Here is a 13,946-nt window from a genome sequence, read left to right as displayed (position 1 = left end):
ATACACTCTAATAGATTTCTGATTGCATCACAGTGACAAAGAAGCAACGAGAATAAAATAATATTAGCTATCGACAACCTACTTCCAGATAAGGATTAAAGCCAGTAGAAAAAACACTTCACCGACTTCAATTGCCGCTCCCAGAGTATCTCCGGTTTGCCCGCCCAAATGATAGTTAAAATAGATGGCAAGCAAAAAGATAGCGATCATCGTTACCAGCATTGCAGATAACCCCTGCCAGTCCCCCAGCAGCATCACCAATACTGTCCCTGCCAATAATGTGATGACTGTTTCACGGGGAGTAATGCGACCGATATAGCTACTTCCCATTCCTTCAACTTCACGGGCATAACGTTGTTCAAACATCAAAAGCACAACAGCAGTACGTCCGACAATCGGTGCACAAGATAATAAAGCCAGCAAATGCAAAGGAGGATGATAGGCAATTTCAACAACCGCAAGTACCTTAAGCAAAATGCAAAAGATCAGCCCTAATCCGCCATATGTGCCAAGGCGGCTATCTTGCATAATTTCCAGCATTCTTTCTCTATTTCGGGAAGAAAAGATACCATCACAAGTATCTGCCAGACCATCTAAATGCAGTCCTCCCGTCAGAAATACCAGAGCGAGCGCATAACCAATTGCGCCAATATATACTCCTCCACCGGATTGAGTTATTACCAGCGCAACACAAGCTGCAATCGCACCAACAATAAGGCCAACTAAAGGGAAAATCGGTACACCATGCCCAATTTGCCGAAAATCAATCCCTTCGGCCCATTTTGCAGGGATAGGAAGCCGGGTCATAAACTGTAATGTTGCCCAAAAGAGTTTCAACTTCATTTGATTTTTACTCCAAGGCCAGAGACTACCATCCAGACTGATTTTGCTGCCTGAGCCAGTTTCTGGTTAACCCGACCGGAAATATCAATAAAATGACGGGCCAGCCGATTCTCAGGCACAATCCCCATCCCCAGTTCATTCGTCACCAGACAAACGGGCATTGGGCAATTCAGACAAGCATCGATCACATCGTCTATCTGCTGGTGGATATATACCTCCAATGAGGTGAAATCCATTTCATCGGGTGATGCGCCTTCTGCTTTGTCAAACAAAAGGTTGGTAATTAATGTAGTCACACACTCAAGTATAATCCCCTCTTCCGCTTTACGATGCCTACGGATAACATCCCCCAAATCCTGATATCCTTCCCAGGTTCGCCAATGTAAAGGACGATCCTTCCGATGCCGTTCAATTCGAGCCAACATCTCTTCATCAGTACCTTGAGCTGTCGCGATATACAATACTTGTTCACATTGATCTGAAATAAACCGCTCCGCATAAGCACTTTTGCCACTACGTGCTCCGCCAGTAATTAAGATCATCTGATCACTCCAGAAGAAGTAGACTCCGTGTGTTCTTTCATTAACTGATAGATACGTTCTATATCCAGATGTTCACGCATACTGGCTGCCAGAATATTAAACTGTTTCTCTTTATGGCTGGCATAGCTGAAAGCAGCATTTTCCAGCGGGTTGATGCCTTTATGCATGCGAAGCTGATTCAGTAATAAACGAGTAAAATTATTCTGGTCAAACAGGCCATGCAGGTAACTTCCCATCACCGTCCCTTCCTGATTAATTGCACCATCAAACCAACTCTTCTCTTCACCATTACGTAAGTACATTTTGGCGAATGGCCTTGCCTGCTCTCTCAGGCGCGTAACTCCCATATGGATCTCATAACCCACAATGGGTTGATCACCACATAAGTTCAGCATGCCTGATAGCTCCGGCATCACAATTCCCCTGACCTGAGCTGTCTGTTTATCATTGGCAAATAAGGTTTCAGTATCGAGTAATCCTAACCCTTCCATCTGATATAAACCAGATTCGACTTCATCAACAATCTGCTTTCCAAGCATCTGGTAGCCACCACAGATCCCAATGATCGGAACCCCTGACTGGTGTGCAGCAATAATTGCCTGATCCAGCCCCTGCGTTTTTAACCATCCCAAATCACCCAATGTGTTTTTACTGCCGGGTAAAATGATCAGATCGGCATTCCTAAGTTCCAAAGGATCTGCAATATAATTAAGAGAAACATCAGGCTGGAGTGCTAACGCGTTAAAATCGGTGAAATTTGCAATATGTGGAAACCGGACAACGGCAATATTCAGGCATCTTTCTGTGTTATTTTTATCCTTTTCATATTTGCCAACCTGCAACGCAACACTGTCCTCTTCTTCCAGATCGAGTTCCAGCCACGGTAATACTCCCAGTATCGGTACTTGTGTCAGCTCTTCGATTTGTTCAATACCTGAATGCAGCAACGATATATCACCACGAAATTTATTAATAATGACCCCTTTAACCCGTGCCCTTTCTTCTGGTGCGAGTAAGGCCAGTGTGCCGTAGATAGAAGCAAAAACACCTCCGCGATCAATATCTGCTACCAGAATAACGGGAGCATCAACCAGCTCAGCCATTCCCATATTGACGATATCCCGATCCCGCAGATTAATTTCCGCCGGGCTACCCGCTCCTTCCAGTACCATAATATCGGTTGCAGCCGCAAGGCCGTTATATGCACTCAGGATCTGCTGCTGAAGCTGTGGTTTATACTCGTGATATTCTACGGCATTCATATTGCACATAACTTTGCCCATAAAAATCACCTGAGCCTTGCAATCACTGGAGGGTTTCAGCAAAACAGGATTCATGCGTACATCAGGAGTAATCCCCGCCGCTTCAGCCTGAAATATCTGAGCACGCCCCATTTCTTTGCCATCAGCAGTAATACCAGAATTAAGTGCCATATTTTGTGATTTAAAAGGAGTACAGTGATAACCATCCTGTAAAAAAATCCGACAAAATCCAGCAACCAAAGCACTCTTTCCAACATCAGACGCTGTTCCTTGGATCATAAGAGACCATTTCATGGTGTTTTACTCCTCTATATTATTGTCGCCACAGAATAACGCACCAAATGACTACATGATGAACTCATATGGATAAGTGTTTTTTATCCGCGTGAATCAGCTCACAAAGTCAAACAAATATTTTTATGCACTCTCTGTTACAATAACAATCAATATCATTAACCTATTATTAATAGATATACAGTTATGCAAAATTCAGAAAATTATCTCACAGATATATCCACTTTTATGGCTCTCGATATCCGCGTTGGCAAAATAATCAAAGCTGAAAAAAATGAAAAAGCCATCAAACCTGCTTATAAACTGTATATCGATTTTGGTCGCGAAATAGGTGAAAAACAGAGTTCGGCACAATTGTGCCAAAACTATACGGAAGCACAATTAATCGGCAGGCAAGTCCTGGCTGTTATAAACTTTCCACCGAGAAAAGTAGCCGGGTTTAAATCGGAAGTTTTGGTTCTGGCTGCCGTTTGTGATAATGAAGGCACTGTACTCATCCAACCAGATAAAAATGTGACCTTAGGGACACGGATGCTGTAATTTAAAATAGGAATATTATGAGAACACAAAAAAGATGTATGGGTTATGTTGCCATTGTTATTGATGATTATGATAAAGCAATTGATTACTACACCAATAAACTGGGGTTTACTCTGGTCGAAGACACTCCACAACCGGGTAAAAGATGGGTTGTTGTGACACCAAATCCTGAAAGTGACTGCAATCTATTGTTGGCAAGAGCATCTAATGAAAAGCAGGAAGCTTTTATTGGCAACCAGTGTGGAGGAAGGGTATTTTTGTTCCTGCAAACTGACGATTTCTGGCGCGATTACCATAAAATGAAAGAAAATGGCGTTCATTTTTGCGAAGAGCCACGACAAGAAGAATATGGCTTGGTTGTTGTATTTGAAGATATTTATGGCAACCGATGGGATTTATATCAGAACGCGATTGTTTAAAATACAAAAAAATCCACCTGTTAAACAGGTGGATTCCTATTTGATAAAATAACGTTCAATTTTTTATACCCCATAATCCTTTTGATTACCTAACTGTTGACCGCATCCAATTACTTCAGTCACTGTTTTTTTAGGCATATTATTATCTATATTCTCGATCATTTTATCCTTTACCGTCACATTACAATTCGACATCTTCTGAGTGTATTCGTTGATTTTACTAGGAAGTATTGCATTTTTCTTATTATGATAATGCCTCTCTGTATATGGAATTTTCCCATGAGCAATATCAGAAATTGCACTTGGTAAACTTAATAAAAACGCAAGAGGAGACCCAGGTAATTTCACAGAGATTTTATCTCCTTTACTATGAGTAATTATTTCATGATTTACCAACTCTTTGGTATTCAATATAACTGGCTCATCAGTACTTTCAATCTTCGCTCCAGTCAGATTGGTTTTACCTGATACATCTAAATTAACCCCATTTCTGGCAGAAATTCCTGATTGGTTAGTCAAACCTGTATCATCATGTGTTTCGTAATTAAAATTAAACTTGGTTTTTATACCCGATGCGATACTTTTAATGATATTAACCACTCCCATAAAATCGGATGGTTGATTATCATTAAAGAGTGTACCACTATTAAACCCGCCTCCAGCTTCTAGATCTATTTTACTCCCATTAGCCGTATTTTGAGCCGTTTCAATATTAAGATTACCGCCTACTTTCCCTCCCATTTTATCCGCTACAATATTAGCGCCTTTAATAGTCGTATCTTTTTTACTTGTTAATGTTACATTTTCACCAGAAATCTGGCTATTATGATTGATAACATCTCTTTCATAACCATTACCAAATTTACCATAAGCCTTTGCCTCAATTTGAGCTAATTGAGAACCATTCATTACTGCTCCCCCACCTACATTAGCCCCAATGAGGAAATGACTTTTATTTATACTGTCCTGAGCAGAGGTAACCATGATATCACCTCGTTCTGCTTTAAGATTTATATGTTTGCCAGAGACATTTGTCCCCTGCAAAGACAAATTATTTCCAGAAACTAAGTTAACTCCCTGTTTTCCCCTAATATTACTACTTTTTGCTGTTACAGTAGTGTCATCATTTACAGAATATTCTGCTGCTACACTTCCTGCTCCCATATTGACAACTCCTGTCGGCAAATTGACGCCTACCCCAACACCAAGACCAACCCCATATTGGGTTTTAGTTTTCTTATGAGTATTATTTGCCTGATTAATATTGATATTATTCCCTGCCTGTATGGTTGTTTCTCCATCTTCTGAATTAAACGATGATCCCTGATATTTAATATCATGGCGTGCCTGAATATTAATATCTTTATGTGCTTTGAAATCACTGACAATAGCATCTGAATTAGATTCATAATTCCGAGACGTTTTCCCTTGCCCTTTAGCTTTAACAGTAAGATCCTGAGAGAAAAGCGCTAAGCCGGCTTGTATATTGGCATTACCTGATGAATCAAAAACATCTTTTTCATTTTTATTAAATGCGGCTTCATTAATATGGTTGTTAGATTTTAATTCTATTCCTCCATTAGCTGACTGATATTGCGTTCCCTGATCATATACATCCTCTTTGGCATTTATGATAATGTCGTTGTTGGCTTTAATTGAAGTGACATTAGCATTTGTTTTAGTATTACTCTCTGTATGATTACCTCCTTTGGCGAAAACATTAGCACCAACATTAGGTGAATAATTCTTCATACTCAAAGAGAGATCAACTCCTCCTCCAATATTAAAATTTCCTGAGGAAGTACTATCACTACTTTCCGCTGCCCTATTTGCTATGCTATTAGCACTCACCTCATAATTACCAGCAACATTATGCTGAGTTCCCTCTTGTTCTAGTTTATTTCGTGCGTTTAATTTCAGATCTCCCGCGATGTCCGTTTTTGAAACGACAGCTTTTTTATTCTCATGAGATTTATTATTGCTACTATGATTAACTCCACCGCCAATACTTATTCCATTGCTTCCTTTAGAGAAAAACACACCAATACCAGTTGAAGAATGAGATTCTCTTTGGGCTGCCAAATCATTTGAAGCAAGGAAAGAAATATTGTCAGCTGATATATTAGCATTCCCATTTCTCGTATCTATATCTGAACCCACAACTGTAACATCTTTACCTGCATTAATTGTGATATTTCCTCCATCCAATACAGATCGTTTTTGTGTTACATTCTCTTTTTCTTTATCATCACTGCTATACTTAATAACCAAATTTTTTGTAATGGTTTTTTTATCATCTTCATTAGAGGATTGAGCTATATTCCCTGCCTCAAGCAATGAATTTTCTTTCTGTTTATTATATTTCTCTCCATAAGAAGAAACATTTATATTATCGCCTGCATCAATATTCAAATCATCAGAACTTTTTAATATACTATCAACTACATCAATATTTTTGCCACTAGATAACTTTAAATTTGCATTAGATTTAACCTGACTGCGTACTGCCTCTTCTTTTTTTTCTTTTTCTTTATTAGAATCCTTAGTAATATTAAAAACAGTTCCATGGCGCTCATCAATAATATTTTTATGATAATTAACCGCATTATCAATGAGTAAATCACCATTTTTAGATTGGAAATATCCACCTTTTTCAGCTTCAACATTACTGCCAGTAATTTTAATTCCATCATTTCCTACAAGCAATACATGCCCATCAGCTGTAATATCAGATGATTGATTTATTTTATTTTCAATATAATTATTTTTATTTTTTCCTCCGGCAATCCCTCCCCAATAAGTTCTATTATCATCATCAATAACTTTATCACCATAAGATTGAGATATTATCTGGGTTTTTTTACCTGCTTTTATAATAAGGTTGTTTCCGGCATGCGCCTTAGAACCTGAAATTTTAATATCACCATTGGCTTCTATGCCAAGATCATTATCAGCATTTAGTTCACTTCTAATCTGTTTTTGAGTAAAATGTCCTTTTTCTTTTAGCCCTGTATCTAGTGAACTCGACTCCAATCTGTGATATTGCTGATTATCCATTTGTTCAGTTTCTATCAAGCCATCTATTATGACATTACGTTTAGATGATAATGACAGATTATTACCTGCGTCAATCTTGCTCCCATCAATTCTTATATCTTCTCCAGTCGAAGTTAATTTTATATTATTATTTGCCCTTAAATTATTTCCCTCCTGTTGAGTTTTATCATGAGTATTTTTTTTATTACTCTTCCATAAGAACTTCCATTGCTCTTGAAAGTCCTCCGAATGTTGATTAATTGCCTGCCCACCTAAATCAAGTTTACTACCAGTTAAATTAATATTTTCACCAGAAATATCTGTTCCTTTAATTTCATTATTTTTGTTAGCATTTAATGTAATATTTCTACCTTCTAATTTGGTTCGATGAAGGATTTGGGACCTCTTCTCGCTGCTAGCACTATTCCCGTTAAAAAAATTACCTCCTGATTTTTCCTTTTTCAAATATACTTCATCCAAAGCTCCCTGAGATGTAATATTTTCACCTTTTAAGGTGAGGTCACCTCCTTTTAATCTGGCACCTTCCAGTTTTAATCCGCCTTTAGATTCAACATTAATATTATCAGCAGCAGTCATCTCCCCCTGTAAATTAACACCACTCCCTTTATCTGTACTTAATAACCGGATACGACCAGCCTGCATACTGCCTAAATAGTAGCTATCAAGTAAACCCACCGTTGCTTTTTTTGAATCCAATACTCGACCATCAACAGATATTTTATTCAGACCTGTAATAATATTAATATCTTGGCTGGTACTAATTTTGCCACGACTATCAATTTTAGGGGAAAAAAGATTTATGATAGAGTCATGAACCAGCCCTCCTTTACCAATTTTCAGGGCATTTGTATTATCGAGGGTATTAAATCCCTGTAAAGTACCTTTTTCAACTAATGGATTTCCGACCACTAGCGATAACTGATTGGTATTAATGAACCCACACCCATCACAAGTAATACCGTTAGGGTTTGCCAATATATAATCTGCAGCCATACCAAAAACTTCCTGCTTACCCAACAGTAAAGATGGATTGCGGCTAATTACCTCATTTAAAATAATTGTTGCCGAATTGCCATGCAGATTACTATTACCAGATAACTCTCCAGCTAATTGAGATTCACCTCCATTTGTCGAATTATTAAAAACCGCCCCTTTTTCCGAAACATTAAAATCATCATATTGGTTATGTGATAATCCAGATTCAGAAGGAGCAACAATATTAACGACATCTGCGCCGGATTTAGATTGTGTAACATCTGGTCGGTGTGAGGCATCACCTCCAGCCACTATTCCATTGGAAAAACTACTTGAGCTAAAAAGCATAACAATTGCCACTGATACAGCAAGCCGACCAGATGACGATAATTTAAACCTTTTTTCTTTCATTTAATTACTCCTATACATCTAGTTATTACTGTGTGTAAAAATATGACCAAACTGAAACAGTGGCAGCTCTGCAATTAAAAACCATAAGAAATACGCACTAATATCTGTATGGGATTATTAAGTTTCTCGTACTGCCGAGGAAAAACTTTCCCACTACCTACTTGAATATCGGCAAACAACTGTTTATAACTCAGTGAAAACCCAGCACTCATCCCTACAGCATTTATCCATTCATATTTATATTCATATTTATTTTTATTTTTATTTTCATAAGTTTTAGTTTGCCCTAAATCACCACCTATATTTAAAACTAAATAACCTTGAGGAATAGCTATAGGAAGCGGGTAGGATAACGTATTTCTTAAATACCACCCATTGTCATCACATAAAAAACTCTCGTTAAATCCTCTGATACTATTTTTATCAGTAATACTGAAACACTCCATAGCTGGTAAAGGATCACGGCTATACTGCATGCTAAGTTGACTATTTAATAAATAAGATGAATCAAATAATTTAAATTTATTTTGCAAATTTATTGACATCAATCCTTTAATAAATCTTTTGTCCATAGCTGTTTGCGGGTTAAACCATGGCACACCTTTATCAATACCTACATCAATAGAAAAAAATCCTGTTGGAATAACTTGAAAATGATTTAAATTAAGAGAAACAAGACTGATAGATTCACTATTTACTATAATTTTCTCATCATTTAAATAGTTATCTCCTTTTTTATATATAAATTGTGTCCTCAGTGTATCTATTTGTGTCTGGTTGCGGCGAAATGCCCAGTCAGCACGAACTCCTGATTGTTGGGCATCACCATGTATATTTAAAAACCTAGACTTTCTATAATTTGATTTTTGTTGATGATGATATTTAGAACCAACATAAAATGTGCTAAATGTTGACTGTCCATATGGCAATGAATAAAGAAATATATAAGATCGATTATATTTACTTTGGCCTTTTTTCAAAGTAGAGCTTCCACTAAGGCTTACAAAATCAGATAACCCCAGCGGGCTATCAAAACTCGTGTTTACTCTTCCTACCCATTTCCCTGTATTTTTTTGTCCATAATTATCTGTTGTTAAAGAAACTTTCCACGGAGAACTATGTTTATTATTAAGAAAAATAATAGATCCTCCATTAATTGTACCAGGCAAAATATCCAACGTTGTTTTATTTGATTGTAAACGATTTGCCTGATCTAGCCCTTGGTCAAGTTGATGTATATTCAATGGCATATTCTTCAGACCAGGAAAAAGAGTCTGACTATTTACCCATCGACTTCCTCCCCTAATATCTTCGATAAACCCTTCTATAACATGAATTCCTAATTTTTTCTCATAATCAGGAGGAACCAATTTTACTCTGGCTGTAACATATCCTTTCTGGACATAAAGGTTTATAATTTCAGATGTTAATCTATTGATATTATTACTGGTAATACAATTATTAGAAATTGCACTTAATTTTTTTAAGTCCGATGATGATAATAATGATATCCCTTGGAGATAAACCCCACTAATTGGTAGGCATTTTTTATCACCTTTCAGATTTGCGAGTGATTCTTTTGTAGAATATCGCCTTGAACGGTTAATCATCTCCTGATGCCGCCTTTCTTCAATCAACCTGTTTATCTCTCTTTCGCTATTCCGTAAATTATTACTCCCTTCGTTCACAGTTGGTGAAGGCAAACTTTCATTAAAATTTACCGGAGATGCTATTGTTAATGGAATATATAATATTAATAATATTCCTATGTTTTTTATAATCATAAAACACCAATCATAAAATTTTCATTAATATAATAATTAAACTTGCAAGATTTTCAGGGAGATTAATTAATATAAAATTTATCACTCACATATTGCCATATCCCTACAGGCAGAATACAAACACTTCATAAACACGAATAAAAAACAAACATCGCCAAGTCATTTAATAAAATCACATTCACAAAATTTTTAATCATCACTATGTGAAATATAAAAATAAAACAAATTAATTATTTTTAGTCATATATCTAAACTAATAAACTGATATTTTTTATAGAAAATAATAAAAATAACTGCTCTACTGTATTTAACTGGTAAAAATATGTAACTTGTAATTTAGCCTTGATAATATAATTTCTTAAATTACATATAATTATTGCATTGATATACAAAAACCAAACACTTGTTTGAAAAGAACCTATTATCTCACAACCTATTGATATAAATATAATTTATACAGAATAAAATATAGTTTACATTATAAACCTTTTCATTATCCTAAACACCAAAGCTTTAACAGAGTAATATTCTAGATATAGATCACATTATTGATCATAAAAACCCTTTATTAAACTTACGATCACTTTCTCAAAAATAGAATAAATCATAAGATCCGCCTTTACTGTTTGACAGATATACAATAGAAATATAGCCACAAAAAATAGCCAAGGCCACAATATGTCAAACAGGGAAAATCAGATACTGCAAATATTAAAGAGGGATCCTTTTATACAACAGCAAGAAATTGCAGATATTCTTGGTATTAGTCGTTCCTGTGTTGCAGGGCATATTATGAACCTAAGTAAAAAAGGCTATATAAAAGGGAAGGGTTATATTCTTGCCAGTGATGTTTATGCTGTTACTATTGGAGCAGCTAATATAGATATAACCAGTTATGCCTTTGATAAATTAGTATATAATGATTCCAACCCAGGGAAAATCATTTCCACCCCCGGTGGGGTAGGAAGAAATATTGCACAAAACATTGCTGCATTAAAAAATGAAAGCTATTTAATTTCTGTTGTTGGTAATGACCAACAAGGTAAAATTTTATCAGAAAAAACAAAATTATCCGGAGTTAATACTAAATACCTACATAAACTGGATGATGAAAAAACATCAATTTGTAATTCATTTATTGATAAGAATGGAAAATGTATTATTTCGATAAATGATATGAGCATTCTGGATAAACTTACCCCATCACTACTCTCTCAATCCAAGAAATTGATTCAGAGTGCCAGTGTACTGATTATTGATTGTAACTTATCTAATGAATCGTTAGAGTGGATATTTCTTAATTCCAATAATGTTCCGATTTTTGTTGATACAGTTTCTACATTCAAAGCATCTAATATCCGTCACTGGCTACCTTATATTCATACACTGAAACCTAATCGTTCTGAAGCTGAGATGTTAAGTGGTATCAAAATTGAAACACTGGAAGATGCAGTCCTCACTGCTTCTTGGTTTCATCAGCAAGGTGTTCAACGGATAATTTTGAGTATGGATGCAGAAGGCGTCTATTACAGTGAACTAGATAATAAATCCGGTTACTCACGCGCATTAACAAATAACGTTGTTAATGCCAATGGTGCTGGTGATGTTATGATGGCAGGGCTTGCACATTGCTGGCTGGCTGGAATGGATCTGGAAGACAGCGTTCACTTTTCTCAGCAATGTTCTGCTTTTACTCTATCATCAGAAAATATTGATATATTCCCCAATAAATTCAATCTTCGGTAAAAACTGGTACTAATTCTTTAAATAAATATCCGGGCGAAATATTTGCCAAACAAAATTTTCACGATTAACAGGTGAATAACCAAATTTTTCATATAACCAATGTGCAGATGAAGTTACTAACATAACTCGTCGAAGTTTCTGAATAACAGGATGAGATTGGCAACATTCCATTAGCCAGCTCCCCAGATGCTGTTTTTGATATTCTTCCAATACGTAAACATCACATAAATACCCAAAAGTTGAAAAGTCTGTCACGAATCTAGCAAACCCTATTTGATTTTTCTCATCATACAATCCGAACGTCAGACTATTTTCAATTGAACACTGAACTGTTTCAATATCGATGCCTTTCGCCCAATGGGAGCGGGTAAGAAACTGATGGATTGCTGTAACATCTAACAAATATTTATCTGTTGATACTTGATATTTTTCTTTTTCCCAATATAGATGTTGTTTCATACTTTGTTCTATTATTTTTTATTGAGTATTTGCTTTACAATATCAAATTTAATTATGACTGCAAGAGAAGTTTAGTAAATAAATATCATATCAAGAAAAGGTTATTTACATTTTTAATATCCATTTTGTGACAACCGATAACTGGATATATTATACTCAGAAAATTGAGCCAGAAAATATTTGGTAGGAAAACTTTTTATCCAGCGTCACAACTCGTACATCATTACGACAATACAGGCCATCTCGCCGACTGTCACATCACTTCACAACGGATATTGCTGATAATACCCCGTCTTCCTCAGCGGCAGGGGTTATTCGTATTCCTTTAACCACTTAGGAAATGAATAAAAAATATTAATTTTTAGTTTCAAGTGTTAACTAATTATTAAGAATTATTCATTTATTATTCGATGGAGATAAGGTTATTAGGCTTATCCATTTCTTGATAATCACGTTATGGATGGATAGTAAAATGAAAAAATATCTTCTTCTTTCCCTAGTCGCAGGTACGACTCTTTTTACTTCAATACAGACCTATGCTTGGTTTTGTAGATCTGAGATGTTAGACCCAGCAGCATATGAGCGCTGTGTAGCTCAATGCGACGCGTTGAATCCGGGAGAAGCGGGACATTCGCATTGTTTATAATGAAATCAAGGACGGTACATCCGCCGTCCTTTTACTCTCACTACGCCCTAACAAACTCCTGCAATTCCAAGATCATTTGCTCCTTGAATTCAATGTATAGATTTATTTCCAGTTGAAGCAGAAAGACAGGATTTTGCCTACATTTTGTTTCAACATGGTTCCTAATTTTTGTGCTTCAACACCTTGATACCAGCGAGTTGAACCATAGAGGTTATCATCTATATAGTATGTTCCTGCTTGATTTTTAACAAAATTATAACTCACTCCATCAACAGTTATACGAAGATATTTTCCCAAAAAATCACTCGCTTTTTCAGCAGTCTTTACATCTGGAGAGGCTGCTATAAAAACTAGCATAGGGGCATCGTTATAAACGTATTCCATCCAGTAGAGCATTGCAATTTTCATGAAAGGTGTATTATTTTTAATAATCTTTATGTCCCCAAAGGAAACAGTATTGCAACCTAGCAAACAAGCGCCCCATGAATTATCATCCTCATCCGCACGCTTAGTTACTGTAAGATCAAAAACCAACATACAATCTTCTTCCAACTGCCAGTCACAAGCCATCATATCTTCTGGCTTAGGGATCCATTGTTTCCTATTCTTATTTTATCGTATTCTTCTATATAACCTGATTCTTCATTAAGCAATAAGTACTGCTTGAGGGAATTCCAATCTTTACGGCTCACCAAGTTATTTAAATTCAATTGAATTATTGCCCATACAAAAGAACCTACCGGAGCAGTAACATCATTGCTAAGCTCAACTGTCGTGGTGGTCTTATATGTGACTTTATATTTTTCGAGGTCAAACGAGCAATTTTTATCACCCAGTTTATTAACTTCAGACATAAACACCTCACTTAATTAACCTGAATTCTGGATAAGAAATTGACGAGAGGCCTGTTCCAGGAGCAAAGTTTTGGTGAAAGCCTAAAACGACTCCGGGGAGGAACAGGCCATGGA

11 protein-coding genes are annotated in these 13,946 nt (G+C 36.2%); 3 read left to right on the top strand and 8 right to left on the bottom strand.

Annotated features, from left to right (window positions below):
- Positions 1 to 78: 78 nt before the first annotated feature.
- From cobS to AACS92_RS14425, 3 genes are read right to left on the bottom strand one after another with little or no spacing between them, the layout of a single operon-like run.
- Positions 79 to 843 carry an adenosylcobinamide-GDP ribazoletransferase gene (cobS, locus tag AACS92_RS14435; protein WP_099111652.1) on the bottom strand — a complete coding sequence of 255 codons (765 nt, stop codon included), beginning with the start codon at positions 841 to 843 and terminating at the stop codon, positions 79 to 81.
- Positions 840 to 1,385, bottom strand: coding sequence for a bifunctional adenosylcobinamide kinase/adenosylcobinamide-phosphate guanylyltransferase (gene cobU / locus AACS92_RS14430; RefSeq protein ID WP_099111651.1), 546 nt, complete (start codon positions 1,383 to 1,385; stop codon positions 840 to 842). Before cobU ends, cobS begins: the two co-directional genes overlap by 4 nt.
- On the bottom strand, positions 1,382 to 2,941 hold the full coding sequence (locus AACS92_RS14425; RefSeq protein WP_099111650.1) for a cobyric acid synthase: 1,560 nt from the start codon (positions 2,939 to 2,941) through the stop codon (positions 1,382 to 1,384). Before AACS92_RS14425 ends, cobU begins: the two co-directional genes overlap by 4 nt.
- A 186-nt stretch (positions 2,942 to 3,127) precedes the next feature.
- Between AACS92_RS14425 and AACS92_RS14420 the strand changes: the two genes are divergently transcribed.
- Both AACS92_RS14420 and AACS92_RS14415 read left to right on the top strand, forming a co-directional pair.
- The gene (locus AACS92_RS14420) at positions 3,128 to 3,481 is read left to right on the top strand and encodes a tRNA-binding protein (protein ID WP_099111649.1); all 354 of its coding nucleotides are present in this window, start codon (positions 3,128 to 3,130) and stop codon (positions 3,479 to 3,481) included.
- 17 nt (positions 3,482 to 3,498) lie between these two features.
- Complete coding sequence (locus AACS92_RS14415) at positions 3,499 to 3,900, top strand: VOC family protein (RefSeq protein WP_099111648.1); 402 nt, start codon at positions 3,499 to 3,501, stop codon at positions 3,898 to 3,900.
- Positions 3,901 to 3,963: 63 nt separating this feature from the next.
- On the opposite strand, the gene AACS92_RS14410 is transcribed toward AACS92_RS14415, so the two are convergent.
- Together AACS92_RS14410 and AACS92_RS14405 are read right to left on the bottom strand one after the other, a co-directional pair.
- The gene (locus AACS92_RS14410; protein WP_099111647.1) at positions 3,964 to 8,343 is read right to left on the bottom strand and encodes a hemagglutinin repeat-containing protein; all 4,380 of its coding nucleotides are present in this window, start codon (positions 8,341 to 8,343) and stop codon (positions 3,964 to 3,966) included.
- A gap of 74 nt (positions 8,344 to 8,417) precedes the next feature.
- The gene (locus tag AACS92_RS14405; RefSeq protein ID WP_241538019.1) at positions 8,418 to 10,127 is read right to left on the bottom strand and encodes a ShlB/FhaC/HecB family hemolysin secretion/activation protein; all 1,710 of its coding nucleotides are present in this window, start codon (positions 10,125 to 10,127) and stop codon (positions 8,418 to 8,420) included.
- A 678-nt stretch (positions 10,128 to 10,805) separates the two neighbouring features.
- Here AACS92_RS14405 and AACS92_RS14400 point away from each other — a divergent pair.
- Positions 10,806 to 11,873 (top strand): PfkB family carbohydrate kinase, encoded by a 1,068-nt coding sequence (locus AACS92_RS14400; RefSeq protein WP_099111646.1) that lies wholly within the window; start codon positions 10,806 to 10,808, stop codon positions 11,871 to 11,873.
- 9 nt (positions 11,874 to 11,882) lie between these two features.
- Here the strand turns inward: AACS92_RS14400 and AACS92_RS14395 are convergent, their stop codons facing one another.
- From AACS92_RS14395 to AACS92_RS14385, 3 genes are all read right to left on the bottom strand, one after another.
- A complete protein-coding gene (locus tag AACS92_RS14395) occupies positions 11,883 to 12,332 on the bottom strand; it encodes a GNAT family N-acetyltransferase (RefSeq protein WP_099111645.1) in 450 nt (149 codons plus the stop codon).
- A gap of 748 nt (positions 12,333 to 13,080) precedes the next feature.
- On the bottom strand, positions 13,081 to 13,551 hold the full coding sequence (locus tag AACS92_RS14390; RefSeq protein WP_099111644.1) for a DUF7823 domain-containing protein: 471 nt from the start codon (positions 13,549 to 13,551) through the stop codon (positions 13,081 to 13,083).
- Positions 13,548 to 13,832: a hypothetical protein gene (locus tag AACS92_RS14385; RefSeq protein ID WP_099111643.1), complete on the bottom strand. Its 285-nt coding sequence runs from the start codon at positions 13,830 to 13,832 to the stop codon at positions 13,548 to 13,550. The genes AACS92_RS14390 and AACS92_RS14385 overlap by 4 nt, the downstream gene beginning before the upstream one ends.
- Between the last annotated feature and the right edge of the window lie 114 nt (positions 13,833 to 13,946).

Source organism: Xenorhabdus sp. KJ12.1, assembly GCF_963876495.1.
GTDB lineage: Bacteria > Pseudomonadota > Gammaproteobacteria > Enterobacterales > Enterobacteriaceae > Xenorhabdus > Xenorhabdus stockiae.
Note: the sequence above shows the minus strand (reverse complement) of the source record. Positions and strands in the feature narration are given on the sequence as shown.

Bases quoted from the DNA above. Each gene is read 5' to 3' on its own strand.
- cobS (WP_099111652.1), bottom strand. From the start codon at position 843: ATGAAGTTGAAACTCTTTTGGGCAACATTACAGTTTATGACCCGGCTT.
- AACS92_RS14420 (WP_099111649.1), top strand. From the start codon at position 3,128: ATGCAAAATTCAGAAAATTATCTCACAGATATATCCACTTTTATGGCT.
- AACS92_RS14385 (WP_099111643.1), bottom strand. From the start codon at position 13,832: ATGTCTGAAGTTAATAAACTGGGTGATAAAAATTGCTCGTTTGACCTC.
- cobU (WP_099111651.1), bottom strand. From the start codon at position 1,385: ATGATCTTAATTACTGGCGGAGCACGTAGTGGCAAAAGTGCTTATGCG.
- AACS92_RS14410 (WP_099111647.1), bottom strand. From the start codon at position 8,343: ATGAAAGAAAAAAGGTTTAAATTATCGTCATCTGGTCGGCTTGCTGTA.
- AACS92_RS14425 (WP_099111650.1), bottom strand. From the start codon at position 2,941: ATGAAATGGTCTCTTATGATCCAAGGAACAGCGTCTGATGTTGGAAAG.
- AACS92_RS14405 (WP_241538019.1), bottom strand. From the start codon at position 10,127: ATGATTATAAAAAACATAGGAATATTATTAATATTATATATTCCATTA.
- AACS92_RS14390 (WP_099111644.1), bottom strand. From the start codon at position 13,551: ATGATGGCTTGTGACTGGCAGTTGGAAGAAGATTGTATGTTGGTTTTT.
- AACS92_RS14415 (WP_099111648.1), top strand. From the start codon at position 3,499: ATGAGAACACAAAAAAGATGTATGGGTTATGTTGCCATTGTTATTGAT.
- AACS92_RS14400 (WP_099111646.1), top strand. From the start codon at position 10,806: ATGTCAAACAGGGAAAATCAGATACTGCAAATATTAAAGAGGGATCCT.
- AACS92_RS14395 (WP_099111645.1), bottom strand. From the start codon at position 12,332: ATGAAACAACATCTATATTGGGAAAAAGAAAAATATCAAGTATCAACA.